Source organism: Pseudomonas frederiksbergensis (genome assembly GCF_003732275.1).
GTDB classification, from domain to species: Bacteria; Pseudomonadota; Gammaproteobacteria; order Pseudomonadales; family Pseudomonadaceae; genus Aquipseudomonas; species Aquipseudomonas frederiksbergensis_H.
Genome location: NZ_MOBM01000039.1, coordinates 781101 through 805746, shown reverse-complemented (window position 1 = coordinate 805746; position 24646 = coordinate 781101). Strand labels below are relative to the sequence as shown.

The window sequence follows — 24646 nt, the reverse complement described above, 5'->3', positions numbered from 1 at the left end:
TGCGCCAAGGCGTTTGAAGCCCGCGATTATAAGCCTCAAAGGATGATTCCCGTGAGGCAAAAACGATCAGTCGTCGCGCGATCCACCAAAATACCCACAGCCGCGTTGCACCTGGCCATCGATGCGCAGCTCGGCGCTCATGTGCTGCACGCTGCCGGTGCTGCTGTCGACGCAACGTTGCGGCGCGACCCAGAGCTCGATGCGCTGATTATTGGCTTCGGTGCTGAGGTTGAAGCGGCCATCGCCCAGTTGCTCTTCAACGTACGGCAGGGCCAACGGTGGCTGGCCGGCGCGGTCGATGACCATGCCTTTGCCGCTGACTTTGACGTTCCATTCAGGGCCATGGCCGGCGGCGCGCAGAGTCAGCTGTTTGAAATTGGGATCGTCGCACGCTGTGCCCGAGCGTTCGACGCGGTACAGCTGCTCCAGATCGAGCCGGCTATCGGCACCACTGGCAACGATCCGGCCACGCACGTCAGCAAATAACTTGCCCTGATCATTGGCCAGGGTCGCGGCCTCTTGCAGGACGCTGGTGCCGCCGGTGTCGTTGACCACATAACTGCGCTGCTCATTGCACGGCTGGAACAGCAACTTGCCATCGGCCGCTGTCAACTGGCCCTGCATGCGGGTCTGGCCCACATGGGAAGCACTTTCGCGCGGACCATCAAGCAACTGGCAGGCTGCGAACAGCGGAAGCAGGGCAACAAGCACTAAGGAACGGGCAACACGCATCTTTGAGTCTCCTGACAAGTGTCGCCACGTTACTTAGCCTGACCGCTCATCACAACCCTGCAATGTCCTCTCATCTCGGTCCTCTTGTTTTCCGTAGGAGCTGCCGAAGGCTGCGATCTTTTGATTTTGATTTTTAGCAGCTCCGAAAAGAGCAAGATCAAAAGATCGCAGCCTGCGGCAGCTCCTACGGGTCGTGTTTGGTTCAGCCGACGCGGTAGGTCTGGCCGGTCTGTAAGCCTTCCACGCTTTTGGCGTAGGCCAGCGCCACGTCGGCAGCGGGAACCGGTTTGAAACCGCGGAAGTACGGGGCATAGCTGCCCATGGCTTCGACCAGCACGTTCGGACTGACCGAGTTGATGCGCAAGCCGCGCGGCAGCTCGATCGCCGCTGCGCGGACGAAACTGTCTAGGGCGCCGTTGACCATCGATGCCGAGCTGCCGGTACGAATCGGATCGTGGCTGAGGATGCCGGTGGTGAAGGTGAATGACGCACCGTCATTGGCGAATTCCCGGCCGATCAGCAGCAGGTTGACCTGACCCATCAGCTTATCCCGCAAGCCGAGCTCGAAGTCTTGTTCGGTCATGGTCGCCAGCGGCACGAAGTTGACGCTGCCAGCGGCGCAGATCAGCGCATCGAAGTTGCCGGTCTGTTGGAACAATTTGCGGATCGAGGCGCTGTCACTGATGTCGACCTGGAACTCACCGCTTTTACGGCCGATACGGATGATTTCGTGGCGCTGGGACAGTTCATGGTCAATGGCCGAACCGACGGTGCCAGAGGCGCCAATCAAAAGAATTTTCATCGTGCTGTACCTGAATGGGCTGGATTTAAATTTAAGTTTAGAGTGGTTTTTCCCATTGATAAGCGGGCTAATAGGCAACCTTTGGTTTTCAAATGGAAACAATCCCATGAGCGAAATGGACGACCTGGCGGCATTCGCGGTGTTGATCGAGGCGGGCAGTTTCACCTTGGCCGCCCAGCAACTGGGTTGCAGCAAAGGGCAACTCTCCAAACGCATCAGCCTGCTGGAAACGCGGTTTGCCGTGGTGTTGCTGCAACGCACCACGCGCCGCTTGAGCCTGACCGCGGCGGGCGCGGCGCTGTTGCCGCAAGCCCAGGCACTGGTGGTTCAAGTCGAGCGAGCGCGTCAGGCCTTGGCGCGGTTGAAAGACGACATGGCCGGCCCGGTGCGGATGACGGTTCCGGTATCGCTGGGGGAAACCTTCTTTGACGGCGCGCTGCTGGAGTTTTCCCGGCAGTACCCCGAGGTGCAGATCGAACTGGAGCTCAACAATAACTACCGTGACCTGTCCCGGGACGGTTTCGACCTGGCGATCCGCTCGGAAGTGGCCAACGACGAACGCCTGGTTGCCCGCCCGCTGCTGGCCTGGCACGAGATGACCTGCGCCAGCCCTGCGTACCTTGAGCGATTCGGTGAACCACTGACGCCTCAGGCACTGGCCGAACACCGCTGCCTGCTCAACAGCCATTACAGCGGTCGCGAAGAATGGCTCTATCACCAACAGCACGAGTTACTGCGGGTGCGAGTGTCGGGGCCGTTCGCCAGCAACCATTACAACCTCTTGAAGAAAGCCGCGCTGGCGGATGCGGGCATTGCGCGTTTGCCGTCGTACTTGCTGCAAGAGGAATTGGCTGACGGGCGTTTGCGCTGGCTGCTGCGCGATTATCAGACCCGCAGCATGCCGATGTACCTGGTGCATCCGTATCAGGGAGGTTTGCCGAAACGCACCCAAGTGCTGGCGGATTATTTGATGGGTTGGTTCAAGCGCAGTGGTGAGGCGTTGGATCGGCTTCAACGGTAGCGTCTCACCACGCAACCCCTGTGGGAGCGAGCCTGCTCGCGATGACGGTGTGACATTCGGCATTGATGCTGGCTGACACTCCGCTATCGCGAGCAGGCTCGCTCCCACATTTGGATCTTCATTTTTCTGGAATTACGAGGTAGAGATCAGCGGGCGTAACGCTTGGCAATCAGATGATCAATCGACAACTTACCCGGCCCGGTCGCCATCAAGTACAGCAGCACCGCCGCCCAGGTGCCGTGGGTCGGATAGGCATCGGGGTACACGAACAGCTGAATAGTCAGCGTCATACCCAGCAGTGCCAGCGCCGAAAACCGTGTGGCGAAGCCGATCAGGATCAGCACCGGAAAGAAATGCTCGGCGAAGGCCGCCAGGTGTGCCGCCAGTTCCGGGGAGAGCAACGGCAGGTGATATTCGCTCTGGAACAAAGGGATGGTCGAGTCCGCCAGCCTTGGTACGCCGAGTTGAAAGGTGCCGTCGATCAAGTCGATGGCCAGGCCTTCCACTTTGGTCTGCCCGGACTTCCAGAACACCGCGGCAATGGAAAAGCGCGCGATAAACGCGATCAGGCTGTGGGGAATTTTTTCCAGCAGCGCGATGGCGCGGGCGATGGGGTTCCGATGGGTGTTCATGGCGATACCTGATTGTGGTGTAAATGGGTGATGACGTTGTGGCTGATCAGCAGCGCCAGGGTTTGGCTGAGGTCGAAGGCGGGCGCTGTCTCTAACGCTTGGGTGAGGGACTGGCCGTTTTGCAGGTGCTGAATGAAGGTGCTGGCGCCGTGGTCGATGGCGAAAACCTCAACCGTCAGACCATTGCGCAGCACCAGCGCGTTTTGCCCGTGGTCGAGGTCGATTCCGGCCAGCGTCGCGTCCTGTTGATGCGCGGCCCAGATCGCAACCACGGCAAAAGCTGAAGTCAGCAGATTCAGGGAGGGATGAAACCCGACCGTCAGCTCGCTCAGCGCCTGCGGGTCCGATAGCGCGGCGGCGATCTGCTCATGGCGCAGTGGCTGCGCATCGGCGGCGTGATAGGACTGAACGCGTAACCGCTCCAATCGCGCCACGTCGGCCAGATACGGCACGCCGGCTGCCGGCTCAAAGCGGTCGATGAACTCGGCGAAGTCCTTGCCGTAGTCGTTGATGAGTGGGCCTTGAGGCGGGCAACGCTGCACATACAACCCCGCCATCGCTCGAAAGAACTCATCGCCCACCAACTGCGAAACCACGGGGTAACTGTCGGCCAGGGCGTTGATCAGCGAGCTCTGCACATTGTTGCGATACACCGCGAATCGGCTGGCGGGATCGGCACCATTGGTGCTGAGCAAGCCCTCGGGGCAGGGCCGTTGCGGATCGAGCAGGGCGGCGGCAAACGCAGCTTGAGTGCTCATGATCGGCCCCCCGCGCAATGCAGCAACTCATCAGCCTGACGGGCTTCGGCGTGCAGAACGCTGAAGGCCGGTAACTGATTGTCGCGCTCGATCAACGTGGCGATCGGACCAACTCGCTCCAGCACCTGCGCATACAGTGCCCACACCGCGTTATCGATGGGCGCACCGTGATCGTCGATCAGCAGACGGTCGCCGAGGCTGTCGGTGTCTTCGGCAAACCCGGCCAGATGAATCTCTCCCACCGCATGCAGAGGCAGCGCGTCGATATAGGCCAGCGGATCTTTTTGGTGATTGATGCAGGAGACGTAGACGTTGTTGACGTCCAGTAGCAGGCCGCAACCCGTGCGGCGAATGACTTCGCTGATGAAGTCTGCCTCATCCAGGGTCGAGCGCTGGAACGCCAGATACGTCGCCGGATTCTCCAGCAGCATCGGGCGTTTGAGGGTGCCCTGCACCTGATCGATGTGCTCGCAGACGCGGTTCAGCGTCGGCGCATCATAGGCCAGGGGCAGCAGGTCATTGAGAAACACCGGGCCATGGCTGGACCAGGCCAGGTGTTCGGAAAAGGATTGGGGTTGATAGCGTTCGATCAGCGCGGCAAGCCTTTGCAGGTGCTGAAGATCCAGCGGACCTTCGGCACCAATGGACAGGCCAACGCCGTGTAGCGACAGCGGATATTGCGCGCGGATCAACCCCAGAAAATGATGAAACGGGCCGCCGGCCACCATGTAGTTTTCGGCGTGGACTTCGAAGAAACCGATGTCCGGTTGTGTACCGAGCACTTCACGAAAGTGCTCGGTCTTGAGCCCCAGCCCGGAGCGGGGCGGGAGCCCGGAAGATGAAGGGTTCATGGTCGACACTCAGGCTGGGTTCTGATTACGACTTGGCTTTGTAGGCTTCCATCTGGCCGAAACCGGTTGGCGAGGTCTTGCTCATCGTGGTGGCGCAGGTGCCCTTAGGAACCAGTTTGAAAGCATTTGGCTGGTAGTCGGTTTTTGCCGTGCCGGCGCAAGTGGTGCCAGCGCCTGCGGCGCAATCGTTGTGACCTTTCATGGCCACGCCGAAGCATTTTTCCATGTTGGCGTCAGCGGCATGGGCAGTGGAGACAGCGGCAATGCTCAGGGCAGAACCGAGTGCCAGAACCAGGGCGGTGGCGGACAGGGTGCGGGTGGTAGCAGTCATGATATTTCTCCGGAATTGAGCTTGGATTGGCAAGCGTTTGTGCTTGCTTACTGCTCTAGAGAAACGACAGGGCGATGCGTTACAGCTCACGCCAAAACTTTTTCAGAAATTCTCAAAACACACGAATTCCCTGTGGGAGCGGGCTTGCTCGCGAAAGCGGTGTGTCAGCCAACATCTCTGTTGAATGTGATACCGCTTTCGCGAGCAAGCCCGCTCCCACATTGGATCTTCATTGTTGTGAGGTTTGTGGCAGGCATAAAAAAACGGCCCGAAGGCCGTTTTTTTGTTTACCGCAATCGCTTAACCACCGAGGTACGCTTCGCGCACTTTCGGGTCGGTCAACAGTGCTTCACCTGTCCCTGTCATCACTACCCGGCCGTTCTCCAGCACGTAGGCACGGTCAGCGATTTTCAGGGCCTGGTTGGCGTTCTGCTCCACCAGAAACACCGTTACACCGTCCTTGCGCAGCTGTTCGATGATGTCGAAGATCTGCTGGATGATGATCGGTGCCAGGCCCAGCGATGGCTCGTCGAGCAGCAACAGCTTGGGCTTGCTCATCAGCGCACGGCCGATGGCGAGCATTTGCTGTTCGCCGCCAGACATGGTGCCGCCGCGTTGGGCAAAGCGTTCTTTCAGGCGTGGGAAAAGTCCGAGGACCTTGTCCATCTGTTCCTGATAATCGCCCTTGTCGGTGAAGAATCCGCCCATGGCGAGGTTCTCTTCCACGGTCAGACGGGCAAACACCCGACGGCCTTCCGGGACCACCGCGATGCTTTTACGCATGATCTGCGACGAGTCCTGGCCGACGAGCTCCTCGCCCATGTAGCGGATGCTGCCGCTGTGGGCTTGCGGCGAACCGCAGAGGGTCATCAGCAGGGTCGACTTGCCGGCACCGTTGGCGCCGATCAGGGTCACGATCTCGCCCTGGCGGACTTCGACGTTGACGCTGTGCAGCGCCTGGATCTTGCCGTAGAAGGTGGAAACGTTTTCGAACTGCAGCATTTACGCTTCCCCCAGGTAGGCTTTGATCACTTCAGGATTGTCGCGGATCTGTTCCGGCGTGCCATTGGCCAGGGGGGTGCCCTGGTTGATCACGAAGATGTGGTCGGAGATGCTCATGACCAGTTTCATGTCGTGTTCGATCAGCAGCACGGTCACGTCATGCTCTTCACGCAGGGTGCCGATCAGTGACTTGAGGTCTTCGGTTTCCCGCGGGTTGAGGCCGGCGGCCGGTTCGTCGAGCATGAGAATCCGCGGGCGGGTCATCATGCAGCGAGCGATTTCCAGGCGACGTTGCTGACCATAGGCCAGGGTGCCGGCCGGACGGTTGGCGAACTCCTTGAGGTTGACCTTTTCCAGCCAGTACTCGGCGTACTCCATAGCCTCGCGTTCGCTTCTGCGGAACGCCGGGGTCTTGAACAGACCGGCCAGGAAGTTGGTGTTCAGGTGACGGTGTTGCGCGATCAAGAGGTTCTCGACCGCCGTCATCTCCTTGAACAGCCGCACGTTCTGGAAGGTGCGCACCACGCCTTTGAGAGCAATCTTGTGGCCCGGCAGGCCCTGGATCGGCTCGCCGTCCAGCACGATGCTGCCGGCGGTTGGCTGGTAGAAACCGGTGAGGCAGTTGAACACGGTGGTCTTGCCGGCACCGTTGGGGCCGATCATCGACACCACTTGTTTCTCTTTGACGGTCAGGGCCACGCTGTTGACCGCCAACAGGCCGCCGAAGCGCATGCTCAGGTCAGTGACTTTCAGGATCTCACGGCTCATTTGCGCAGCTCCATGTGGGGGCGTTGCATCGGCAGCAGACCTTGAGGACGCCAGATCATCATCAGCACCATCAAGGCGCCGAACATCAACATGCGGTATTCACTGAACTCACGCATCATTTCCGGCAACAGGATCATCACCGTGGCGGCGAGGACGACGCCCAGTTGCGAGCCCATGCCGCCCAGCACCACGATGGCGAGGATGGTCGCCGATTCGATAAACGTGAAGGACTCCGGTGTCACCAGGCCCTGGCGCGCGGCGAAGAAGCTACCGGCGAAACCGGCGAAGCAGGCACCCAGGGTGAAGGCCGACAGCTTGATGATCGTAGGATTGAGACCCAATGCACGGCAGGCGATTTCGTCTTCACGCAGCGCTTCCCAGGCACGACCCAGTGGCATGCGCAGCAAGCGGTTGATGACGAACAGCGCGAACAACGACAACAACACCGCGATCAGGTAAAGGAAGATCACCTTGTTGATCGAGTTGTATTCCAGGCCGAAGAACTCGTGGAAGGTCTGCAGACCTTCTGCGGCAGTTTTATCAAAGCTCAGCCCGAAAAGCGTGGGCTTGGGAATGTTGCTGATGCCGTTCGGACCACCCGTGAGGCCGGTCAGGTTACGCAGGAACAGGCGGATGATTTCACCGAAGCCCAACGTCACGATCGCCAGGTAGTCACCGCGCAAACGCAGTACCGGGAAACCGAGCAGGAAGCCAAACGTGGCCGCCATCATCCCGGCGATCGGCAGGCAGATCCAGAAGCTCAGGCCATAGTAGTGCGACAGCAGCGCGTAGCTGTAGGCGCCCACGGCGTAGAAGCCGACGTAACCGAGGTCGAGCAGGCCGGCCAGGCCAACCACGATGTTCAGGCCCAGGCCGAGCATCACGTAGATCAGCACCAGGGTGGCGATATCCACCGCCCCGCGGGAGCCGAAGAACGGCCAGACCAGTGAACCGATGATCAACGCGATGATGATCCAGCGCTGGGTGGTCGGCAGAGTCAGGAAGGTACTGGCCTTGGCCGGCATCACCGGCAGGTTGGGCGAGGCTTTCCAGGCCGAACTGATCTGCTGGTCGAACAGCACCCGCAGGAACATCAGCACCGAGCACACGGCGATGGTGATCAGCGTTGCAGTGCTGGTGCCATGGACTTCGAGGTTGATGCCGACAATGGTCAGTTTCAGACCCAGTACCGGGTAGGCGACAGCCCACACCAGCAAGGCGCTGAACAACGCCTGTTTAAGATTCCTAGTCATACTTTCTCAACCTCCGGACGGCCCAACAGGCCGGTTGGCCGGAACAACAACACCAGGACCAATAGACCGAACGCCACGACGTCCTTGTACTGGTCGCCGAAGATATCGGCACCAAAGGCTTCCGCCACCCCAAGCACCAGCCCGCCGAGCATCGCGCCGGGGATGCTGCCGATACCGCCCAACACTGCTGCGGTGAAGGCCTTGAGGCCGACCAGGAAACCGGCGTTCGGGTTGATCACGCCGTATTGCATGCTTAGCAGCACGGCCGCGATGGCCGCCAGTGCCGCACCGATGACGAAGGTCAGGGCGATGATGTTGTTGGTGTTGATACCCAGGAGGTTGGCCATCTTGATGTCTTCGGCACAGGCGCGGCAGGCGCGACCCAGGCGAGAGCGGGAGATGAACAGCGTCAGGCCGAGCATGGCGACCAGAGTCACCACGAACACGACGATTTGCATGTAGGAAATCAGCACTTCATGTGCGCCACCTGGCCCGATGGCGAAGTTGCCAGGGATCAGGTTGGAGATGGATTTGTCCTTGGAGTCTTGCGCCAGCAGAACCGTGTTCTGCAGGAAGATCGACATGCCGATGGCGGAGATCAGCGGGATCAGACGGTTGCTGCCGCGCAGGGGGCGGTAGGCGATCCGTTCGATGCTGTAACCGTAGGCACTGGTAACGACAATGGTCGCGATGAAAGCGGCGGTCATCAATAGCGGGACACTCTCGAGCCCCAGCATGGCCAGCCCGGCGATGGCGATGAACGCCACGTAAGAGCCGATCATGTACACCTCGCCGTGGGCGAAGTTGATCATTCCAATGATGCCGTAAACCATCGTATAGCCGATGGCGATCAGGGCATACGTGCTGCCAATGGTCAGACCATTAACCAGCTGTTGGAAGAAGTGATAGATGTCAGGCATTACTGCGCTCCTAAAAACCTGATACGCATTTCACTGGTGGAGTCATTTTCCCGCTCGAGCCCCGTGGATCTGCATCCACTTCGAATTCGAGGTTTGCCAGCGAACCGCTGATGACGGTTTTGAGATTTTCAGGTGGGGAGACTGGCGGATCACGCCAGCGCGGCCCAATACGTTCGTAAAACAAAGCCCACGGCACGCCGTGGGCTTTATTGGCAGTCAGTCAGGCCAAGGCCTTACTGAGGCGAAACTTCAGTTTTAGGTTTGCCGAAATGCCACTGGTAAACCACGAATTTGAAGTCCTTCAGGTCGCCCTTTTCGTCGAAAGACAGGTCGCCGGTCGGGGTTTTGAACGTGCCTTTGTGGATAGCTTCAGCGACTTTGGCAGTGTCTTCGCTCTTCGCGGCCTTGATGCCTTCGGCGATGACTTGCACAGCCGAGTAGGCCGGGAACACGAACGGACCGCTCGGGTCTTCTTTCTTGGCTTTGAACGCGTCAGCCAGGGCGATGTTGGCCGGATCCTGGTCGAAGGATTTCGGCAGGGTCACCAGCAGGCCTTCGGAAGCTTCCTTGGCGATCTGCGAAATGGAGTCGTTACCCACGCCTTCCGGACCCATGAACTTGGCTTTCAGGCCTTTTTCCTGGGATTGACGCAGGATCAGACCCAGCTCCGGGTGGTAGCCGCCGTAGTAGACGAAGTCGACGTTGGCTTGCTTGAGCTTGGAGACCATCGAGGAGAAGTCTTTGTCGCCGGCGTTGATGCCTTCGAACACGGCAACCTTGACGCCTTTGGCTTCGAGGGTTTTCTTCACGGCGCTGGCGATGCCTTCACCGTATTGCTGTTTGTCGTGCAGAACAGCAACGATTTTCGGTTTTACGAAGTCAGCAATGTAGTTACCGGCAGCAGGGCCCTGGGCGCTGTCCAGACCGATGGTGCGGAAGATCATTTTGTAACCACGGGCGGTGATGTCCGGGCTGGTGGCAGCCGGGGTGATCATGATCACGCCTTCGTCTTCGTAGATGTCGGACGCCGGTTGAGTGGAGCTGGAGCACAGGTGACCGACCACGAACTTGACGCCGTCGTTGACGACTTTGTTCGCAACAGCAACCGCTTGTTTTGGATCGCAGGCATCGTCGTATTCAACAGCGACGAGCTTCTTGCCGTCGACGCCGCCCTTGGCGTTGATTTGTTCGATGGCCATTTTGGAGCCACTGAATTGCATGTCGCCGTATTGGGCTACAGGGCCGGTTTTAGGGCCGGCGATGCCGATCTTGATGGTGTCAGCGGCGAACGAATGGCTGGCAACCCCGGCCAGAACCATAGCGGCAAACAGTTTTGAAATCTGCTTAGTAGCCTTAGTCATAGTGCTCCACTCTTACTGTTGTAGTTTTTATAGTCCTGGCGCCGTAGCAGCAGAACCGGGTCAGATATCGTTGATATCCTCCGGAAAATGCCCCCGGCAACTGTACCGGTACAGTGTAGAGCGCCGATTGTTAGCCTGGGAAGCTGGCGCCAGGGGGCAAAACCTGAGGGTGTCGCTTTATTGAAAGAAAAAGACAGAATCGCGGCGGGATGTTAGCTGGCTAATACTTGATTCAGCAGCATTCCTTGGCTTTCCTGCGTTTTTTCAATCGGTAACGCAATTGCGTCCGGGTTTTTCTGGCGCAATACCGACGTTATCATTCACGTCGATTTTCTTTACGGACAGAAACCCATGACTCAAGAACCTAGCACCCTCTATGCCAAGCTGCTTGGTGAAACCGCATCTATTACCTGGAAAGAGTTGGAGCCGTTCTTCGCCAGGGGTGCCCTATTGTGGGTCGATCCAGACCTGGATTTGATCGCTGCAGCAGAAGCAGTGGCAACCGATGAAGGCGAGAAAGTCGCTGCCTGGCTGGCCGCCGACAAGGTCGCCAAACTGTCTGAAACGCGGGCGCTGGATCTTTTCGAGCGCGATCCGGAGCTTTGGGCCGTGGTGGTTTCGCCGTGGATTCTGATCCAGGAAAGGGCGACGAGCTGAGTGCTTGCACTTATCTGGTGCGCGGTTTTGCCGGTTAAAAGTGTGTAGCCGAGTAGCGTGATGGCATGTTGCCGTAGAGAAAGGCCACAGAAGGGTCTTGGCGAGGGTGACGTAAACGTAACGGGAACAGTTTATTGAGCAGCCGATGGGCTGCTTAATTGTTTCTGGATGTTGGGATTTGTGGTGATTCTTATGCCGCCATCGCGAGCAGGCTCGCTCCCACAATGTGATCGCATTCCTCCTGAAAGAACGCGGTCCCCTGTGGGAGCGAGCCTGCTCGCGATTGGGCGCGCCGCTAATTAAGCCGTCTTGCCCGTATGGTTATTAAGCGAAATAACCTTGGTCTTGCCAATCCGGTGACGGTAAATCTCGCGCAGATACTTGATCGCCTTCTTCACGCAATCCCGGGACAGGCGGATGTCATTGATCGAGACGAACTTGTCCTTGTCGTTGATCAGCTCACGGTATTTCTTCTCGTACATCGGTTTGATCGCGTACCAGTTGGTATCGAGGATTTTCGCCGGGTTTTCGAATTCGTTGAGCAGTTCGTCGATGCGGTCTTCGTCGAAGTCTTCATTGATGATGAAGTCCAGGATTGAGTTGTCGAGCGTCTCGTCGAAGCGGTACGGGTTTTTCGCAAAGCAGCGCTTGATGAAGGCCACGATCAGGGTCAGAAAGTCGTCCGACAGGCACGGGCTCTTGGCGATCAAAGTGGTCAGCGACAGGTTGGCCGACGCGCCGATCACCAGCGCATATCGCTTGAGCGTAGTGTTGGGGAACAGGCTGTTGAGGTGAGTCTTCAACCGGTTCAGGTCCATGTAGGACAGCTTGTAGTCCTTGGGCAGCGAAACAATCGACACCACCGATGAGCAATTCTTGAAGAAGTGCAGGTCATGCAGCGCGGCCGCGTCATAGCCCGAATTCTTGTACTGCTCAAGCGAAGCGCGATAGCGCTTGGACTCGATCGGCAACAGGCTGATGCCTTCGATCGCCTGGGTGACCTTGTTGAAGTGCGGCAGGTCGATGGAGCGGAAGAACAGGTCGTCGATGTTCAGGCGCTGCGGCTCTTTCTCGAACACCTTGAACTTGTCGCTGCTCGGCGGCGGGGTTTCCGGCACCACGGACTCGGCGTAGGCAATCGCCACCGGCCCGGCCAGGCTCATGAACAGGTCGTTGGCGTCCAGGCGAATGGTTTCGCCGATGTCGATGCCGGCACGACGGAAATAGTTCTGGTCGTAGTCGGTGGTCACCGCCTGCGCCGTCAGAATGTTGAAGATCTGCTGTGAGATGTACTGGTTGGCGTGCTTTTCCATGGCATTGACATCAATGTTCTGGATGTTGCCGTCATCGCTTTCTTCGGCATAACGCATGATGTCGTTGGAGATCAGCATCATCGCGTTCCATGGGCGGATACGGCCCATGACGCTGGCTTCACTGCTGTCTTCATTGGCGAAGTTGTAGGAGAAGTCCCACTCTTCCGACAGGTATTTGCACAGCAGACGACCGGCGTTGATGTGCAGCGCCTCGGACATTTCGCTGCGGTGATCGGAAATGTTCGGCAGTACGCAAATGCCGCTGGTGAAGATCGGCTCGAAGACGAAGGAATGACCGCTCTTGCCGTCGTGTTCGTCCATTGGTTTGGTGTCGAACGTTTTGTTCATGTACGAGTGTTGCTGGGCCAGGCCGAACTCCGAGGCCATGCCAGAGCCGGTACCGCCGCCGGCACTGAAGATCGAGAAATACAGGCGCGACTGGTTGGCCTTGATCCCGCAGCTGTCGATCAGGTACGAGTGAATCATCTTCCAGTCAGGGCTGGAGAAGCGCTGGGTATCCTTGTTCAGGATGATCTTGGCCAGGTACTGGCCGAGGATCGGCGCGTTACCGGCACCACCGGCATGGACTTCCGACAAGTCCATGATTTTCATTTTGCTGTAGTCGCGCAAAAAGCCGCTTTTTTCGCCCTTGCGCGAGAAACGGATGCGACCGGCGATGTCTTTGTCCAGGTCGCCGAGCATCACCAACGGCTCGACCAGAAACACCGGTTTGCTGGCCTTGTTCGACCCCAGGCGCAGGTTGTTGCGGATCCACTGCGCCGGGCTGTAGCCTTTTTCGGCGTAGCGTTTGTCCGGCGACAGACGGTCTTCGTTGTTGAATTCGTTGAGGTAGAACTTGCGGGCGTTGTACACCAGCTCCGCCACGTCCAGCGCGATGTTCGAACCACAGCGGCCCAGGCCGATCAGGCACACCGAGGGGAATTCCTGATCGTTGTGCTGTTCGCTGTCGCCTTCCAGATGGGGCGGGCGCGGGAACACCATATCGCGCAGGCCGTCGAGGTTATCGAGGATGCGGTCGGTATTGGTTTCGGTGAAGTACAGGTATTGCTGAGTCGCCAGCGGACGCGACGGGCTCAATGGCTTCGACGATGAAGGGCTGTTCGCCGCGGGGCTCAGGGTCAGGTCGGATACCGCGGTGGCCGGATTGTTTTTAGAAGTCATTGTGCGCCATATACCTGGACTGGTCGGCTCGGCGACAAGTGTCATCGAGTCATCACGGAATGGGATCTCGCGTCTTTTTGCAGCGCGAATGTGGCCCAAGCGTCAGGGCCTTGGCCTGAGCATCGCTGGGGGAATCCTTTCCTTAATCATGATGAATCGGCCAATATTCGATGATCTTTAATCAAAAAGAGGCTAAATGATGGCAACGTTACCTGCGCTGGGGTTTGCCGGAATCGGCCTGATGGGCTTGCCAATGTGCCGACGCCTGTTGGCGGCGGGGTGTCCGCTGACGGTGTGGAACCGTAATCCCGCCAAGTGCGCAGCGCTGGTTGAGGCCGGAGCTCGGCAAGTGGCGACACCGGCTGAACTGTGTCAGCACGCGGACCTGGTGATGCTATGTCTGGCCGACACTGCTGTTGTACGTGAGGTGGTGTTTGGCCCGGCAGGCGTTGCCGAGGGCGCGAAAAGCGGCCAGTTGCTGGTGGATTTTTCCAGCCTGGAACCCACCGCGACGCGGGAAATGGCGAGCGCATTGGCCAGTAAAACCGGTATGAGTTGGCTCGATGCGCCGGTCTCCGGCGGGGTGGTCGGTGCCGAGGCCGGCAGCCTGGCGATCATGGTCGGTGGCGAAGCGGCAGACCTTGAGCGCGTGCGGCCGGTGTTGTTGACCCTGGGTCAGCGCGTGACCCACATGGGCGCCGTCGGCGCGGGGCAGGTGACCAAGGCCTGCAATCAGATGATCGTCGCCTGCAATGCCCTGGTGATTGCCGAAGTGGTGGCCCTGGCCGAGCGTTCCGGGGTCGACGCGCGCCTGATCGCCGAAGCGTTGGCCGGTGGTTTCGCCGATTCAAAACCCTTGCAGATTCTCGCGCCGCAAATGGCTGAGAGTCGTTTCGAGCCGGTGAAATGGCACGTGCGCACGCTGCTCAAGGACCTCGACACCGCCGTGAAATTTTCCCGCGAACAGGGTTCGGCCACGCCGATCAGCGGATTGGCCGCACAACTGATGCGCCTCCATGGGGGGCAGGGGTTTCTGGAAAAGGATCCGTCGACGCTAGTGCAGCTATACCGCGAGCCAGACTCAAAGGATTGACGGTGTGCATATGCTTGCGCTGGTTGATTTCGGCCAGCACCGGACGCAACTCGGCCAGCGGCACTGGACGGCTGAGCAGGTAGCCCTGAACGAAATCGCAGCCGTGGCGTTCGAGAAAGTCGTATTGCTCGAAGGTTTCGACGCCTTCGGTGACGACCTGCAAATGCAGGGTGTGGGCCATGACGATAATGGCCTGGACGATTTCCATGTCCTGGGTGGCCTTGGGGATGTCCTGAATGAACGAACGGTCGATCTTCAACGTGTTTAATGGCAGGCGCCTGAGGTAGGCCAGGGATGAATAGCCTGTGCCGAAGTCATCGATCGACAACGAGACCCCGAGGGCGCGAATCTGCCGCAGCAGCACCAGGGTGTTGCTGATATTGCCCATCAGCGCATTCTCGGTCACTTCCAGTTCCAGCCGGTGTGGTGCCACCCCGAAGGCGTGCAGGGCGTGTTCGATTTCATTGGCCAGTTCGTCTCGCGCCAGGTTCAGGGGCGAGCAATTCACCGCGATTTTGAGTTGTTCGCAATCGTGCCGGGACAGCTCGCCCAAGTCTTCGCAGGCCTTGCGCAGCACCCAGTTGTCCAGCTCAGCGATCAGGCCATTGGCTTCGGCAATGGCGATGAACCGATCCGGCGTGAGCAATCCGTGAACCGGGTGTTGCCAGCGAATCAGCGCTTCAAGTTTGGTGACTTGGCCGATTCTGAGGTCATAGATGGGTTGGTAATACAGCATCAACCCGATGTTTTCGCGCAGGGCGTGACGCAGTTCCTCTTCAAGTTGCAACTCCAGGGTGGCGCGGGTTCTCAGGTTTGAACTGAAAAAATGCAGGGCATTACGACCGCTATCCTTGGACTGGTACAGCGCCAGGTCGGCGTTCTTCAGCAGTTCTTCGCAGCTCTTGCCGTCTTCCGGAAACAGGCTGATACCGATGCTGGTGGTCATGACCATACGCCGTCCGGACAACTCGATGGGCTCCTTCATTTTCAGCATGATGCGCTGGGCCATTTGCCGCGCTTCTTCACGGTCGTACAGGGTGATGAGGATGCAGAATTCGTCGCCTCCGAAGCGCGCCACCACGTCTTCATGACTGCGCACCGAGGCCTTGATGTGGCCGGTCAGGACTTTGAGCAATTCGTCGCCGGCGTCATGGCCGAGGCTGTCATTGATTCGCTTGAAGTGGTCGATGTCGAGGAACATCACCGCCAGCATGCCGCCTTCGTTGGTTTTCTCGATGAGCTTCTCGGCGAAGATCTGATTGAAGCCCCGGCGGTTGATCAGGTTGGTCAAGGGGTCGTAATGGGCCACCTGTTGCAGCGACATGCGCGCCTGATCCAGTTGACTGAGCAGGGCATTGACCCGCTGCAGGTCATGCTCCTTGTGTTGCAGCTTCTTGTCTGCCAGGGCAGCGCTGATGCTGCTGCCGATGATCAGCAGCGTCATCACCGCTACCGTCAGCCCCAGTTGCAGATGATTGTTGTCGCCGGGCAGCGGCTGAAGGCTGTCAACGGGCAGCACCAGGCTGAAGGCCGCCATGCCGGTGAAGTGCATGCTGACGATGCCGGCCCCGAGCACCAGGCTGGCGGTGTATTTGAGCAATTGATGAAACACGCCGGCGCCATCGCGCAGGTGGCTGGAAATCAACAGGGCAGCCAGGCTGGCACCGATGGCGATCACAATGGAAAGCACAAACAGGACGGGTTGGTAGTAGGCCATCGCATTCGATCGCAGGGCGGCCATGCCCACGTAATGCATGGTTGCGATGCCCAGGCCGATCCATACCGCGGCCCGCAGGTATTGCCAGAAATTCAACTGAGGATGGCTGAGGGTGTGCATGGCCAGCCACGAGGCGGTCAGGGCGAACAACAGCGAGAGCAGGGTAGTGGGCAAGTGGTAATGGATTTCGATCGGCGCCTGGAACGCCAGCATGCTGATGAAATGCATGGCCCAGATGCCGCCCGCCAAGCACCCGGCACCGACCCAGCGCCAGAGGCGTTGGGAGGCGGATTTTTCCACATGGCCGACCCGCTCGGTCATGTCCAGCGTGGCGAAGCCGGCCGCACAGGCCACCAGATAGGCCAGCAACACCAGAAAAGGGTTATGGGTGCAATCGAGTATGACCTGCCCGCTCTCCGGTAGCCCGGTCATGAAATGCAAACCAAGCCACTCCATAGCATGCCCCATCTCTGAATCATCCTGCGCCATGTACGCTGGCGAATGCTTGCAGTATAGAGGCCTTGCACGGAGCGCAAGAGGTGGTGGCATATTAATGCCTATGTTTTTGGAATGGCCTTTAGAACAATTGGAAATGAATGGTTGCATGGGCCGCATTGGCTGCCATGGGTGGGTATCAGCCTTACGAATAATTACAGACAGCGCTGGCGGGCCTGACTAGATTGACGGTTCCGGGCTCGAATGCGTTGGCAATGAAGCCCAATAACAATAAAAGAGACGGACCCATGCAGAACTCGACCCAAGCGGCGAATGCCTGGCGCATTCTGTTCCTGCTGTTCCTGGCCAACCTGTTCAACTTCTTCGACCGCACCATCCCGGCCATCATCATCGAGCCAATCCGCATGGAGTGGCACCTCAGCGACTTTCAACTGGGGATCATCGGGACCGCATTCACCATCGTTTACGCCATTGCCGGCCTGCCCCTGGGGCGATTGGCCGATACCGGTTCGCGCAGCAAGCTGATGGGCTGGGGCCTGGCAGCGTGGAGCGGGCTGACTGCGGTCAACGGGTTGGTGGGCAGTTTCTGGAGTTTCCTGATCGTGCGCATGGGCATCGGCATCGGTGAAGCCAGTTATGCGCCGGCCGCCAACTCGCTGATCGGCGATTTATTCCCGGCTCATCGTCGGGCTCGGGCCATGGGCATTTTCATGCTTGGCCTGCCGCTGGGGTTGCTGCTGGCGTTCTTCACCATCGGCTGGATGGTCAAGACGTTCGATAGCTGGCGTGCGCCGTTCTTTATCGCGGCAGTGCCGGGGCTGATCCTGGCGGTCTTTATGTTCTTCATCAAAGAGCCGAAACGCGGCGCGGCCGAAAGTGTGCAAGTGTCTCAGGAGCGCGTAGACCGGCCGATCCGTCGAGTGCTGGCGGTGCCGACCTTCCTGTGGCTAGTGATGGCGGGGCTGTGCTTCAACTTCGCGACCTATGCCTGCAACTCGTTTCTGGTGCCGATGCTGCAGCGTTATTTCCTGATGCCGTTGCAGGACGCGGCGGTGGCGACCGGGGTGATTGTCGGGGTGACCGGGTTGTTCGGCCTGACGCTCGGCGGTTGGATCGCCGACAAGATTCACCAGCGCGTGGCCAATGGGCGGCTGCTGTTCGCGGCGTTCAGCCTGATCATTTCGACCGTATGCACGGCTTGGGCGCTGCACGCCGGACGGATCGAGATCGGGGTATTTGTCGCGGTGTTCAGCTTGGGTTGGTTGTTCGCCTACAACTTCTATACCTGCGTGTACACGGCGATTCAGGACGTGGTCGAACCGCGTTTGCGGGCGACGGCGATGGCGTTGTTCTTTGCCGGGTTGTATCTGTTGGGCGGTGGCTTGGGGCCGGTGGTGGTGGGGGGATTGTCGGATCACTTTGCGCAAACGGCCATGCTATCGGCAGGTGCTGAGCAGATGACTGAAGCGTTCAAGGCTGTTGGTTTGCATGATGCGATGTACCTGATTCCGGTAGCGCTGTTCTTTACCATGGTGTTTCTGTTTTTGGCCTCGCGGTGTTTTGTCAGGGATGCCAAGCGGATGAAGGAAGGGTTGGTGGCGGTGGTTGAGCCTGTGGGTTCTGCGGTGACTGCATGATCGCCATCGCGAGCAAGCCCGCTCCCACAGTTGATTAATGGTGTTCATAAATAGTGTGGCCACATCAGATCCCCTGTGGGAGCGAGCCTGCTCGCGATGAGGCCATCAGCAACACCACAACAACCAAACAGACAAAAAAAGGCCCGCATCGCTGCGGGCCTTCTTTTTAGTGGTGGAGCAGAAGAACTTAACCCGCCACCAACACCCGAATCGCTTCCAGTCGCAGCGCCGCCTTGTCGAGCATGGCCAGGCCTTGCTCACGTTGCTTGCGCAGGGCAACCAGTTCGCTGTCGCGCACGGTCGGGTTGACCGCTTGCAACGCGGTCAGGCGTGCCAGTTCTTCGTCGGTATCCGCCGCCAGGCGACGTTGCGCCTCGGCCACACGTTCGGCGTGACGCGGGGTGATTTTCTCTTCGCCGGCGTTGATCCGAGGTGTCAGCTGGTCGCGCTGGGCCTGGATGAACTTGTTGGCGCTGGCGCGGGGTACGCTTTCCAGTTGATCGTTCAACGTCTCGAAAGACACCCGGGTCGACAGGTCGTTGCCGTTGGCGTCGAGCAGGCAGCGCAGGGCGGCCGGCGGCAGGTAACGGCCCAGTTGCAGCGAGCGCGGGGCAACCACTTCGCTGACGTAGAGCAGTTCCAGCAACACGGTACCCGGTTTCAGCGCCTTGTTCTTGATCAGCGCCACGGCGGTGTTGCCCATCGAGCCGGACAGGACCAGGTCCATGCCGCCCTGAACCATCGGGTGTTCCCAGGTGATGAACTGCATGTCTTCGCGAGACAGCGCCTGGTTGCGGTCGTAGGTGATGGTCACGCCTTCGTCGTCGCCCAGCGGGAAACTGGCGTCGAGCATTTTTTCGCTTGGCTTGAGGATCAGCGCGTTTTCCGAATGGTCTTCGCTGTCGATGCCGAAGGCATCGAACAGGGTTTCCATGTAGATCGGCAGGGCGAACTGATCGTCTTGTTCGAGGATGTCCTCGACCAGCGCATCACCTTCGCCAGCACCGCCGGAGTTGAGTTCCAGCAAGCGGTCGCGACCGGTGTGCAGTTCGGCTTCCAGACGCTCACGTTCGGCGCGGGCTTCGTCGATCAGCGCTTGCCACTCGCCATCGTCGGCGTTTTCCAGCAGCGGCAGCAGGCGTGGGCCGAACTGATGCTGCAAGGCGTTGCCGGTCGGGCAAGTGTTGAGGAACGCGTTCAGCGCTTCGTGGTACCACTGGTACAGCCGTTCTTGCGGGCTGGTTTCCAGGTATGGCACGTGCAGTTCGATGATGTGCTTCTGACCGATCCGGTCGAGACGACCGATACGCTGCTCCAGCAGGTCCGGGTGCGATGGCAGATCGAACAGCACCAGATGGTGCGAGAACTGGAAGTTACGACCTTCACTGCCGATTTCCGAGCAGATCAGCACCTGAGCGCCGAATTCTTCGTCGGCGAAGTAGGCGGCGGCGCGGTCACGCTCGAGGATGTTCATGCCTTCGTGGAAGACCGTGGCCGGAATGCCGGAACGCACGCGCAGGGCGTCTTCCAGGTCCATGGCGGTTTCGGCGTGGGCACAGATCACCAGCACTTTGGTGCGCTTGAGCATCTTCAGGGTGTCGATCAGCCACTCGACGCGCGGGTCGAATTTCCACCAGCGTTCTTCTTCGTTGGCGTCCGGCTGGGCCTGGAAGCTGACTTCCGGGTACAGCTCGGCGTGATCGCCCAATGGCAGTTCGAGGTATTCGGCCGGGCACGGCAGCGGGTACGGGTGCAGTTTGCGCTCCGGGAAACCCTGCACGGCGGCGCGGGTGTTACGGAACAGCACGCGGCCGGTGCCGTGACGGTCCAGCAGTTCGCGGACAAGACGGGCGCTGGCTTCGGCATCGCCATCGTTGACGGCGGTCAGCAGGGCTTCGCCTTCGTTGCCGAGGAAGCCGTGAATGGTCTTGTGCGCTTCAGGCGACAGGCGTCCCTTGTCCAGCAGCTCCTGAACGGCTTCGGCCACCGGGCGATAGTTTTCGCTCTCGGCGCGGAAAGCGTGCAGGTCATGAAAACGGTTCGGGTCGAGCAGGCGCAGACGGGCGAAGTGGCTGTCCTGACCCAGTTGTTCCGGGGTCGCGGTCAGCAGCAAGACGCCGGGAATGACTTCGGCCAGTTGCTCCACCAGCGAATACTGAGGGCTGACCTGGTCTTCGTGCCACACCAGGTGGTGCGCTTCGTCGACCACCAGCAAATCCCAGCCGGCCGCGAACAATGCGTCCTGGGCTTTCTCGTCATCCACCAGCCATTCGAGCGCAACCAATGCAAGCTGGGTGTCTTCGAACGGGTTGGCGGCATCGCTTTCGATGAAGCGTTCTTCGTCGAACAGCGCGACTTGCAGGTTGAAGCGGCGGCGCATCTCCACCAGCCATTGGTGCTGGAGGTTTTCCGGCACCAGGATCAACACGCGATTGGCGCGGCCCGAGAGTAGTTGGCGATGGATCACAAGACCGGCTTCGATGGTCTTGCCCAGGCCCACTTCGTCTGCCAGCAGAACCCGAGGCGCGATGCGGTCAGCGACTTCACGGGCAATGTGCAGTTGGTGCGCGATCGGTTGCGCACGCACGCCACCCAGGCCCCAAAGGGAGGACTGCAACTGGCGGCTGGTGTGTTCCAGGGTGTGATAACGCAGGGAGAACCAGGCCAGCGGATCGATCTGGCCGGCGAACAGACGGTCGCTGGCCAGACGGAATTGAATGAAGTTCGACAGTTGGGTTTCCGGCAGGGTGACCGCTTCGTTCTGCGCGTTGAGGCCGTGGTAGACCAGCAGGCCATCGACATCGTCGACTTCTTGTACGGTCAGTTTCCAGCCTTCGAAGTGAGTGATGCTGTCACCCGGCGAAAACCGCACACGGGTGAGGGGCGCATTCCGTAGCGCGTACTGGCGAGTGTCGCCAGTGGCCGGATAGAGCACGGTCAACAAGCGGCCGTCCTGTGCCAGAACGGTGCCCAAACCCAGCTCGGCTTCGCTGTCACTGATCCAGCGTTGCCCCGGTTGATACTGCTGCGCCATGCTGCCTGACTCCCACCTTGAAAAAGCGGGCTATCTTAACGGAATGAGCCTTCAGGACCAAAGGAATACATGCGCGCGCTGAGGGAGGATGCGAACTTTTCGGGAGATGAAGATCAAAAGATCGCCGGCTGCGCCAGCATCCTACGATGCCAGGTGGGTTACAAGTTTGCGACCGATGGCTCAAGTCGCCATTCCCGCAGCCGACAGCCTGCTGACAGGAGACTAATAATATGCTGCCACCGATGCTCCCCTTGAGCGCCGTACCGATCACGTCACAGCAGGATCCGATCCGCCAGCGCCCGGATATTCCGCCCGTGGTGCCAGTGCAGGAAAGCTCCAACGAAAGCACCATCGACCTGCAAAAGCGCGACCCGGAAGAGGCTGGCCTGCAACTGCGCGAGGAACAGCGTCGACAGCAGGAACGGGAACGGCGACGTCGTGAGGCCGATGAAGATCCCGAAGAGCACCTGGCGATTCCCGGTAATGAGCTCAATGCCGACAACACCGTACCGGTGGTGCCGTTGATGGAGGATCAGCCACGCCAGGGATTGTGGGTCGATATCGAGATCTGAAGTGTCGGATCACTGGTCAGCGTCCGCGCCAGACCGCATTATTGGCGTAATCCTGTCGCCTTTAACCGGCAGTTGAATTCATTTCCAAGCGATGCACTGAACGCCATGAGCCAAGATGACAAGCTGATCGACCTCAACGCCGAACGCGCCAAGCGGGTTCATGACCTTAATGAAAAGCGCCTGAACGAAGTGCGCCAGGCATTCGAGCAGGCGATGCCGTTGGGCAAAGCAAAGAAAAAGCCGAAGAACAAACCGAAAAAGCGTTGAAACACCCTGCATCGGTTGATGCAGGTCAGTTATTTCCCTTCCTTTTACGCCCGTCTGGGGCGGCATTGATCCCGGTCAATTTTCTCTCCTGCCCGATTGGTTAACTTAGCCCCATCGCAACAGGGCAAGTGCAGGAGACCCGTCATGTTTTTCGACAACGTGGTGATCGCCGGAGTGCTGACAGTCGGCCTCATGGTTCTGTTTTTTGCAGGGTTTGGATTTTTTATCTGGAAGGATTCGCATAAGCGCAAACCGTAGGTCTTTCTGGAGCAATGAGCACGCAAGGCATTTTGGGCGACTTCGGTCGCCCTTTTTTTTGCCTGCGAAAATCTGTCGGATGTACATAGAACTACTGTGGGAGCGGGCTTGCTCGCGAAGGCGGCTTGGCAGCCCATATAGATGTTGAATGTTATGGCCTCTTCGCGAGCAAGCCCGCTCCCACAGTTGGTCGGTGGTGTAGCGAAGATTGCAGCAATAAAAAAGGCGCGAACCTCACGGAACGCGCCTTTTTCAGTAGCGGTGTATCAGCTACCCAGTGCCTTCGACGCCAGCCAGAACAGGCCGGCCGACAGGGCCACGGTGGCTGGCAGGGTCAGGACCCAGGCCAGCAGGATGGTTCTGACGGTGCCGCCTTGCAGGCCGCTTTTGTTCGCGACCATGGTGCCGGCCACGCCTGAAGACAGGACGTGGGTGGTGGAGACGGGCAGGCTGAAGATGTTGGCCAGGCCGATCATGCACGCGGTGGTGATCTGCGCCGACATGCCTTGGGCATAGGTCATGCCCTGCTTGCCAATTTTCTCGCCGATGGTCAATACCACGCGTTTCCAGCCGACCATGGTACCCAGGCCGAGGGCCAGTGCGACCGCAAGAATCACCCAGAACGGAGCGTATTCGGTGGTGGTGGTCAGGTCTTTGCGCAGCTTGTCCAGGTCCGCCTTTTCACGGGCTGCGAGGCCAGGCAACTTGCTGACTTTCTTCGCCGTGTCGTCCAGGCAGAGCAGGTAACGACGCACTTCGATGCGGCTTTCCGACGGCAGCGAGTGGTAGTCGGCTACGCCCTTGAGGGTGTCCAGCAGGGCGGCGATGGTCGGTTCGGTCTGTTGCGGGTTGCAACGGAATTTCTCCGGCAGATCACCTTCCACGCTTTTGCCCAAAGCCAGGAATTCACCCAGTGTATCGGCATTGCGCTTATAGAACTGGCTCAGGTGCAGGGTCGCGTCGCGAGTCCGTTCGATCTGGTAAGTCGTGCTGCCAAGGTCGAGTACGAACTGCGCCGGCACGATACCGATCAGCACGAGCATGATCAGGCCGATACCTTTCTGGCCGTCGTTGGAGCCGTGCACGAAGCTGACTGCCATCGCTGAAATCACCAGCACCAGACGGTTCCAGAACGGCGGGTGTTTCTTGTCGTCGATCTTGCGGCGTTGTTCCGGTGTCTTGTGCATCTTGGACAACGGGCGCCACCATTTAAGGCCGATCAGCACCAGGGCAGCGACCAGGAACCCGGCCATCGGCGAGAACACCAGGGACGCACCGATATCGATCGCCTTCTGCCAGTTAACGCCGTCGGCCAACGGAATATCGTTGATCAAGGCGTTGGCCAGACCGACACCGAGGATCGAACCGATCAGCGTGTGGGAGCTGGAGGCGGGGATACCGAAGTACCAGGTGCCCAGGTTCCAGGTGATGGCGGCGGCGAGCAACGAGAACACCATGGCCAGTCCGTGACCGGTGTTCACATTGATCAGCAGTTCTACCGGCAGCAAATGGACGATGGCATACGCCACGCCCACACCGCCCAGCAGCACGCCGAGGAAGTTGAACACACCGGAAAAGAACACCGCCAGATGAGGCGGCATGGCTTTGGTGTAGATAACAGTGGCCACCGCGTTTGCGGTGTCATGAAAGCCGTTGATGAACTCGAAGGCGAGGACAAAGGCCAGGGCGAGCAAGAGGCTCACAAGCACCCAAGCATCCAGTCCGCTGAATAAATCGATCATGAAGGTTTTCTGACCCGGTCGTAAGGGGGCGCGATTATGCCAGAAAAGACTGCTAATCGATGCACTTGCTGCTCATCGGTAACATTCTTCAACGAATTAATTTGTGGCAATCCCCCGGGCTCCGGGTTTTTTCAGGGCTTTACAAGTCGTTGAAATTACTTGGAAAGGCCGCAGCCACAAGGATTTCTCCCGACGAAGCGAGAGGCTTGAACGCTTGTGTGAAATATCTGAGAAGAGCGCCAGACAGGAGCCATTTGCCTCATCCAACGGATGGGGAAGACCGCTGC

22 protein-coding genes are annotated in these 24646 nt (G+C 59.1%); 7 read left to right on the top strand and 15 right to left on the bottom strand.

Translation table 11 applies throughout. The features are described 5' to 3' along the window. Nucleotides 1-66: 66 nt before the first annotated feature. Together BK662_RS29895 and BK662_RS29885 are read right to left on the bottom strand one after the other, a co-directional pair. Nucleotides 67-732 (bottom strand): COG3650 family protein, encoded by a 666-nt coding sequence (locus BK662_RS29895; RefSeq protein WP_123360556.1) that lies wholly within the window; start codon nucleotides 730-732, stop codon nucleotides 67-69. Nucleotides 733-934: 202 nt separating this feature from the next. Beyond that, nucleotides 935-1534 carry a short chain dehydrogenase gene (locus BK662_RS29885; protein WP_123360554.1) on the bottom strand — a complete coding sequence of 200 codons (600 nt, stop codon included), beginning with the start codon at nucleotides 1532-1534 and terminating at the stop codon, nucleotides 935-937. A 106-nt stretch (nucleotides 1535-1640) separates the two neighbouring features. On the opposite strand from BK662_RS29885, the gene BK662_RS29880 reads away from it, so the two are divergent. Further along, nucleotides 1641-2555 carry a LysR family transcriptional regulator gene (locus BK662_RS29880; RefSeq protein ID WP_123360553.1) on the top strand — a complete coding sequence of 305 codons (915 nt, stop codon included), beginning with the start codon at nucleotides 1641-1643 and terminating at the stop codon, nucleotides 2553-2555. A 146-nt stretch (nucleotides 2556-2701) separates the two neighbouring features. On the opposite strand, the gene BK662_RS29875 is transcribed toward BK662_RS29880, so the two are convergent. The 9 genes from BK662_RS29875 to BK662_RS29835 form a co-directional block, all read right to left on the bottom strand. Next, nucleotides 2702-3187 (bottom strand): DoxX family protein, encoded by a 486-nt coding sequence (locus tag BK662_RS29875; RefSeq protein ID WP_123360552.1) that lies wholly within the window; start codon nucleotides 3185-3187, stop codon nucleotides 2702-2704. Continuing rightward, nucleotides 3184-3945: an HvfC/BufC N-terminal domain-containing protein gene (locus tag BK662_RS29870; protein WP_123360551.1), complete on the bottom strand. Its 762-nt coding sequence runs from the start codon at nucleotides 3943-3945 to the stop codon at nucleotides 3184-3186. Before BK662_RS29870 ends, BK662_RS29875 begins: the two co-directional genes overlap by 4 nt. Beyond that, nucleotides 3942-4796, bottom strand: coding sequence for an MNIO family bufferin maturase (gene bufB / locus BK662_RS29865; RefSeq protein WP_123360550.1), 855 nt, complete (start codon nucleotides 4794-4796; stop codon nucleotides 3942-3944). The genes BK662_RS29870 and bufB overlap by 4 nt, the downstream gene beginning before the upstream one ends. 25 nt (nucleotides 4797-4821) lie before the next feature. Next, nucleotides 4822-5127: a BufA1 family periplasmic bufferin-type metallophore gene (locus BK662_RS29860; RefSeq protein WP_123360549.1), complete on the bottom strand. Its 306-nt coding sequence runs from the start codon at nucleotides 5125-5127 to the stop codon at nucleotides 4822-4824. 300 nt (nucleotides 5128-5427) lie between these two features. Beyond that, the gene (locus BK662_RS29855) at nucleotides 5428-6129 is read right to left on the bottom strand and encodes an ABC transporter ATP-binding protein (protein WP_030128348.1); all 702 of its coding nucleotides are present in this window, start codon (nucleotides 6127-6129) and stop codon (nucleotides 5428-5430) included. Beyond that, nucleotides 6130-6897 (bottom strand): high-affinity branched-chain amino acid ABC transporter ATP-binding protein LivG, encoded by a 768-nt coding sequence (gene livG / locus BK662_RS29850; protein WP_123360548.1) that lies wholly within the window; start codon nucleotides 6895-6897, stop codon nucleotides 6130-6132. It abuts the gene before it with no gap. Continuing rightward, on the bottom strand, nucleotides 6894-8150 hold the full coding sequence (locus tag BK662_RS29845; protein ID WP_123360547.1) for a high-affinity branched-chain amino acid ABC transporter permease LivM: 1257 nt from the start codon (nucleotides 8148-8150) through the stop codon (nucleotides 6894-6896). Before BK662_RS29845 ends, livG begins: the two co-directional genes overlap by 4 nt. Beyond that, nucleotides 8147-9070 (bottom strand): high-affinity branched-chain amino acid ABC transporter permease LivH, encoded by a 924-nt coding sequence (gene livH / locus BK662_RS29840; RefSeq protein WP_008005854.1) that lies wholly within the window; start codon nucleotides 9068-9070, stop codon nucleotides 8147-8149. Before livH ends, BK662_RS29845 begins: the two co-directional genes overlap by 4 nt. A gap of 233 nt (nucleotides 9071-9303) precedes the next feature. Then, a complete protein-coding gene (locus BK662_RS29835) occupies nucleotides 9304-10431 on the bottom strand; it encodes a branched-chain amino acid ABC transporter substrate-binding protein (protein WP_123360546.1) in 1128 nt (375 codons plus the stop codon). A 351-nt stretch (nucleotides 10432-10782) separates the two neighbouring features. Between BK662_RS29835 and BK662_RS29830 the strand changes: the two genes are divergently transcribed. Beyond that, nucleotides 10783-11088 (top strand): DUF2288 domain-containing protein, encoded by a 306-nt coding sequence (locus BK662_RS29830; RefSeq protein WP_123360545.1) that lies wholly within the window; start codon nucleotides 10783-10785, stop codon nucleotides 11086-11088. A gap of 299 nt (nucleotides 11089-11387) precedes the next feature. On the opposite strand, the gene BK662_RS29825 is transcribed toward BK662_RS29830, so the two are convergent. Beyond that, entirely contained in the window at nucleotides 11388-13583 is a 2196-nt protein-coding gene (locus BK662_RS29825; RefSeq protein ID WP_123360544.1) for a hypothetical protein, read from the bottom strand. A gap of 196 nt (nucleotides 13584-13779) precedes the next feature. On the opposite strand from BK662_RS29825, the gene BK662_RS29820 reads away from it, so the two are divergent. Then, nucleotides 13780-14676 (top strand): NAD(P)-dependent oxidoreductase, encoded by an 897-nt coding sequence (locus BK662_RS29820; protein WP_123360542.1) that lies wholly within the window; start codon nucleotides 13780-13782, stop codon nucleotides 14674-14676. Here BK662_RS29820 and BK662_RS29815 read toward each other — a convergent pair. Further along, complete coding sequence (locus tag BK662_RS29815; RefSeq protein ID WP_123360541.1) at nucleotides 14567-16849, bottom strand: putative bifunctional diguanylate cyclase/phosphodiesterase; 2283 nt, start codon at nucleotides 16847-16849, stop codon at nucleotides 14567-14569. The genes BK662_RS29820 and BK662_RS29815 overlap by 110 nt on opposite strands. Before the next feature lie 254 nt (nucleotides 16850-17103). On the opposite strand from BK662_RS29815, the gene BK662_RS29810 reads away from it, so the two are divergent. After that, complete coding sequence (locus BK662_RS29810; RefSeq protein ID WP_375539015.1) at nucleotides 17104-18486, top strand: spinster family MFS transporter; 1383 nt, start codon at nucleotides 17104-17106, stop codon at nucleotides 18484-18486. A 187-nt stretch (nucleotides 18487-18673) separates the two neighbouring features. On the opposite strand, the gene rapA is transcribed toward BK662_RS29810, so the two are convergent. Beyond that, nucleotides 18674-21520, bottom strand: coding sequence for an RNA polymerase-associated protein RapA (gene rapA / locus BK662_RS29805; protein WP_123360537.1), 2847 nt, complete (start codon nucleotides 21518-21520; stop codon nucleotides 18674-18676). Between the two features lie 230 nt (nucleotides 21521-21750). Between rapA and BK662_RS29800 the strand changes: the two genes are divergently transcribed. From BK662_RS29800 to ccoM, 3 genes are all read left to right on the top strand, one after another. Next, nucleotides 21751-22092: a hypothetical protein gene (locus BK662_RS29800; protein WP_052966937.1), complete on the top strand. Its 342-nt coding sequence runs from the start codon at nucleotides 21751-21753 to the stop codon at nucleotides 22090-22092. Nucleotides 22093-22197: 105 nt separating this feature from the next. Continuing rightward, on the top strand, nucleotides 22198-22359 hold the full coding sequence (locus tag BK662_RS34995) for a hypothetical protein (RefSeq protein ID WP_008074569.1): 162 nt from the start codon (nucleotides 22198-22200) through the stop codon (nucleotides 22357-22359). Nucleotides 22360-22503: 144 nt separating this feature from the next. Further along, a complete protein-coding gene (gene ccoM, locus BK662_RS35730; RefSeq protein ID WP_010462558.1) occupies nucleotides 22504-22617 on the top strand; it encodes a cytochrome c oxidase subunit CcoM in 114 nt (37 codons plus the stop codon). 266 nt (nucleotides 22618-22883) lie between these two features. Here the strand turns inward: ccoM and BK662_RS29795 are convergent, their stop codons facing one another. Beyond that, nucleotides 22884-24359 carry an inorganic phosphate transporter gene (locus tag BK662_RS29795; RefSeq protein ID WP_123360536.1) on the bottom strand — a complete coding sequence of 492 codons (1476 nt, stop codon included), beginning with the start codon at nucleotides 24357-24359 and terminating at the stop codon, nucleotides 22884-22886. Between the last annotated feature and the right edge of the window lie 287 nt (nucleotides 24360-24646).

What these genes read in the sequence shown, in the direction of transcription:
- BK662_RS29895 (WP_123360556.1), bottom strand. Translation starts at nt 732, where the DNA reads ATGCGTGTTGCCCGTTCCTTAGTGCTTGTTGCCCTGCTTCCGCTGTTC.
- BK662_RS29885 (WP_123360554.1), bottom strand. Translation starts at nt 1,534, where the DNA reads ATGAAAATTCTTTTGATTGGCGCCTCTGGCACCGTCGGTTCGGCCATT.
- BK662_RS29880 (WP_123360553.1), top strand. Translation starts at nt 1,641, where the DNA reads ATGAGCGAAATGGACGACCTGGCGGCATTCGCGGTGTTGATCGAGGCG.
- BK662_RS29875 (WP_123360552.1), bottom strand. Translation starts at nt 3,187, where the DNA reads ATGAACACCCATCGGAACCCCATCGCCCGCGCCATCGCGCTGCTGGAA.
- BK662_RS29870 (WP_123360551.1), bottom strand. Translation starts at nt 3,945, where the DNA reads ATGAGCACTCAAGCTGCGTTTGCCGCCGCCCTGCTCGATCCGCAACGG.
- bufB (WP_123360550.1), bottom strand. Translation starts at nt 4,796, where the DNA reads ATGAACCCTTCATCTTCCGGGCTCCCGCCCCGCTCCGGGCTGGGGCTC.
- BK662_RS29860 (WP_123360549.1), bottom strand. Translation starts at nt 5,127, where the DNA reads ATGACTGCTACCACCCGCACCCTGTCCGCCACCGCCCTGGTTCTGGCA.
- BK662_RS29855 (WP_030128348.1), bottom strand. Translation starts at nt 6,129, where the DNA reads ATGCTGCAGTTCGAAAACGTTTCCACCTTCTACGGCAAGATCCAGGCG.
- livG (WP_123360548.1), bottom strand. Translation starts at nt 6,897, where the DNA reads ATGAGCCGTGAGATCCTGAAAGTCACTGACCTGAGCATGCGCTTCGGC.
- BK662_RS29845 (WP_123360547.1), bottom strand. Translation starts at nt 8,150, where the DNA reads ATGACTAGGAATCTTAAACAGGCGTTGTTCAGCGCCTTGCTGGTGTGG.
- livH (WP_008005854.1), bottom strand. Translation starts at nt 9,070, where the DNA reads ATGCCTGACATCTATCACTTCTTCCAACAGCTGGTTAATGGTCTGACC.
- BK662_RS29835 (WP_123360546.1), bottom strand. Translation starts at nt 10,431, where the DNA reads ATGACTAAGGCTACTAAGCAGATTTCAAAACTGTTTGCCGCTATGGTT.
- BK662_RS29830 (WP_123360545.1), top strand. Translation starts at nt 10,783, where the DNA reads ATGACTCAAGAACCTAGCACCCTCTATGCCAAGCTGCTTGGTGAAACC.
- BK662_RS29825 (WP_123360544.1), bottom strand. Translation starts at nt 13,583, where the DNA reads ATGACTTCTAAAAACAATCCGGCCACCGCGGTATCCGACCTGACCCTG.
- BK662_RS29820 (WP_123360542.1), top strand. Translation starts at nt 13,780, where the DNA reads ATGATGGCAACGTTACCTGCGCTGGGGTTTGCCGGAATCGGCCTGATG.
- BK662_RS29815 (WP_123360541.1), bottom strand. Translation starts at nt 16,849, where the DNA reads ATGGAGTGGCTTGGTTTGCATTTCATGACCGGGCTACCGGAGAGCGGG.
- BK662_RS29810 (WP_375539015.1), top strand. Translation starts at nt 17,104, where the DNA reads ATGAAGCCCAATAACAATAAAAGAGACGGACCCATGCAGAACTCGACC.
- rapA (WP_123360537.1), bottom strand. Translation starts at nt 21,520, where the DNA reads ATGGCGCAGCAGTATCAACCGGGGCAACGCTGGATCAGTGACAGCGAA.
- BK662_RS29800 (WP_052966937.1), top strand. Translation starts at nt 21,751, where the DNA reads ATGCTGCCACCGATGCTCCCCTTGAGCGCCGTACCGATCACGTCACAG.
- BK662_RS34995 (WP_008074569.1), top strand. Translation starts at nt 22,198, where the DNA reads ATGAGCCAAGATGACAAGCTGATCGACCTCAACGCCGAACGCGCCAAG.
- ccoM (WP_010462558.1), top strand. Translation starts at nt 22,504, where the DNA reads ATGTTTTTCGACAACGTGGTGATCGCCGGAGTGCTGACAGTCGGCCTC.
- BK662_RS29795 (WP_123360536.1), bottom strand. Translation starts at nt 24,359, where the DNA reads ATGATCGATTTATTCAGCGGACTGGATGCTTGGGTGCTTGTGAGCCTC.